This is a genomic window from Mesorhizobium sp. M7A.F.Ca.CA.004.04.2.1, from assembly GCF_004022825.1.
GTDB lineage: Bacteria > Pseudomonadota > Alphaproteobacteria > Rhizobiales > Rhizobiaceae > Mesorhizobium.
This window is the reverse complement of sequence record NZ_RZPH01000978.1, coordinates 1-2223: the sequence shown is the minus strand read 5'-3', so window position 1 is coordinate 2223 and position 2223 is coordinate 1. Positions and strand designations below refer to the sequence as shown.

The 2223-nt window shown below is 62.1% G+C and carries 4 protein-coding genes; all 4 read left to right on the top strand.

Features of this window, described 5'->3' with window-relative positions:
- On the top strand, window positions 1-659 hold a 659-nt coding region (locus EN893_RS30065), incomplete at its 5' end, for a cytochrome c biogenesis CcdA family protein (protein ID WP_164901236.1).
- 79 nt (window positions 660-738) lie between these two features.
- Window positions 739-1014 carry a hypothetical protein gene (locus EN893_RS39545; RefSeq protein ID WP_236382805.1) on the top strand — a complete coding sequence of 92 codons (276 nt, stop codon included), beginning with the start codon at window positions 739-741 and terminating at the stop codon, window positions 1012-1014.
- Entirely contained in the window at window positions 1007-1174 is a 168-nt protein-coding gene (locus EN893_RS39540; RefSeq protein ID WP_236382807.1) for a hypothetical protein, read from the top strand. The genes EN893_RS39545 and EN893_RS39540 overlap by 8 nt, the downstream gene beginning before the upstream one ends.
- Before the next feature lie 149 nt (window positions 1175-1323).
- Window positions 1324-2223, top strand: a 900-nt coding sequence (locus EN893_RS30055) for an NTP transferase domain-containing protein (RefSeq protein WP_128362025.1), incomplete at its 3' end; no start/stop codon positions are given.

Sequence of the window (2223 nt, the reverse complement as noted above, 5' to 3'; positions counted from 1 at the left end):
ATCTCTGCTATATGGCCGGCGTGTCGGTCGACGATTTCCGTGGCAATGCGGGAACTACGGCGAGGGAAGGCGCGCGCGGCGCGCTGCTTTATTCCTCGATCGCCTTCGTGCTCGGCTTCTCGACCGTCTTTGTCGCGCTTGGCGCCGGGGCCTCGACCATCGGCCGGCTGCTGCGTATCTGGCAGGAGCCGCTGGCGATGGGCGCCGGTGTGCTGATCATCCTCATGGGCCTGAATTTCCTCGGTATCCTGCGCATTCCGCTGCTTTCACGCGAGGCGCGCTTCCAGTCGCAGGGCAAGCCGGCAAGCGCCGTCGCCGCCTATGTCATGGGGTTGGCCTTCGCCTTCGGCTGGACGCCCTGCATCGGTCCGGTGCTCGGTCCGATCCTGACGCTGGCCGGCGGCCGCGAGACGGTGGGCGAGGGCGCGCTGCTGCTCGCCGCCTATTCGCTCGGGCTGGGTATCCCGTTCCTGATCGCCGCCCTGTTTTCCGGCGCCTTCATGCGCTTCCTTGGCAAATTCCGCGTCCATCTCGGCCGCGTCGAAAAAGCGATCGGCGCGCTGCTGGTGGTCGCCGGCGTGTTTTTCCTCACCGGCGGCGTGCAGACGGTGTCTTACTGGCTGCTGGAAAATTTCCCGGTGCTGGGGCGGCTGGGGTAGGTCGCGTCGGCGGAACGATGCACGGCAGCCCGCATTTGCAGTACCGTTGATCAACACTTTTTCGAGCCGGGAGGCGAGAATGGTAGCCAAGGCGGATGTGCGAAAATTCTTCAAGGTCTATGAGAAAATCTACAATGACGCGATCGCCGACACCGTCGATCTCAACGACGTCGCGGACATGTATTCGGCCGGTTTTGTCTCGGTGACGCCGGCAGCGGTCATGGTTGGCGAGAATGGCGAGCAGTTGAAGGCCATCATGACAAAGGGTTTTGGCCTATCGTGCCCTCGGCAGCAAGAGGATGACCTGCAAGGAGGTCTCTGTGACACCTGTCGACCAGGACCATTGCGTGGCTGAGGTAAACTGGGCCGGTGACTATGAACGCAAGGATGGGAGTCCCGTGACCATCGACTTTGCGGTCAACTATCTCGTCGAAAAGCGCGACGGCAAGCTGAAGGTGTTTGGCTGGATATCAGGTGACGAGCAGGCGGAATTCAGGAAACACGGCCTGTTGTAGGTGTGCTGACTGCCGAATTCCGTTTTAAGACCCGCTGATTAAGAGTCAGCTGCTCCGCCATCTCACCGAAATTTAACCGCATTGGTGAAGCAAGGCGCCACTGCTAGCATGCTTTGATTCCCAACCCTTTTCATATGGTTGTCCCTTCCATGAGCCAGAGATCCTGCCTGTCCGTCATTCTCGCCGCCGGCGAAGGCACGCGCATGAAGAGCGTGCTGCCGAAGGTGCTGCACCAGATCGCCGGCCTGCCGATGGTCGCCCATGTGGTGAAGGCAGCCGAAGCCGCCGGCGCCGGCAGCCAGGCGCTGGTGATCGGCCATGGCGCCGACGAGATGCGCAAGGCTGCGGCAAAGTTCGCGCCGAAGGCCGAGACTTTCGTGCAGGAGAAGCGCCTTGGCACCGCGCACGCCGTGCTGGCCGCACGCGATGCGATATCAAAGGGTTATGACGACGTCCTGGTGATGTTTGGCGACACGCCGCTGATCGACGCCGATGCGCTGACCGTGGCGCGGCTGAAGTTGGCCGAGGGCGCCGCCGTCGTCGTGATCGGCTTCCGCCCGCCCAGCCCGACCGGCTATGGCAGGCTGATCGAGAAGGACGGCAAATTGGTGGCCATCCGCGAGGAGAAGGACTGTTCCGAGGAGGAAAGAAAGATCGGCTTCTGCAATGCCGGCATGATGGCGGTGGCCGGCGCCCACGTGCTGACGCTGCTCGATCAGGTTGGCAATAAGAATGCCAAAGGCGAATATTATCTCACCGACATTGTCGAGATCGCCAGTGCGCGAGGCCTCGATGTCGTCGCCACCGAAGCCAGCTTCGAAAGCGCACTCGGTATCAACAACCGCGCCGAACTTGCGCAAGCCGAGGGCATATGGCAGGCGCGCCGGCGGCATGAAGCGATGCTGTCGGGCGTGACGCTGATCGCGCCGGAGACCGTGTATTTCTCGCCCGACACCGAGATCGGCACTGACACGATCGTCGAGCCCAATGTCTGGTTCGGTCCGGGTGTGAAGATTGCGACGGGCGCCAAGATACATGCGTTCAGCCAC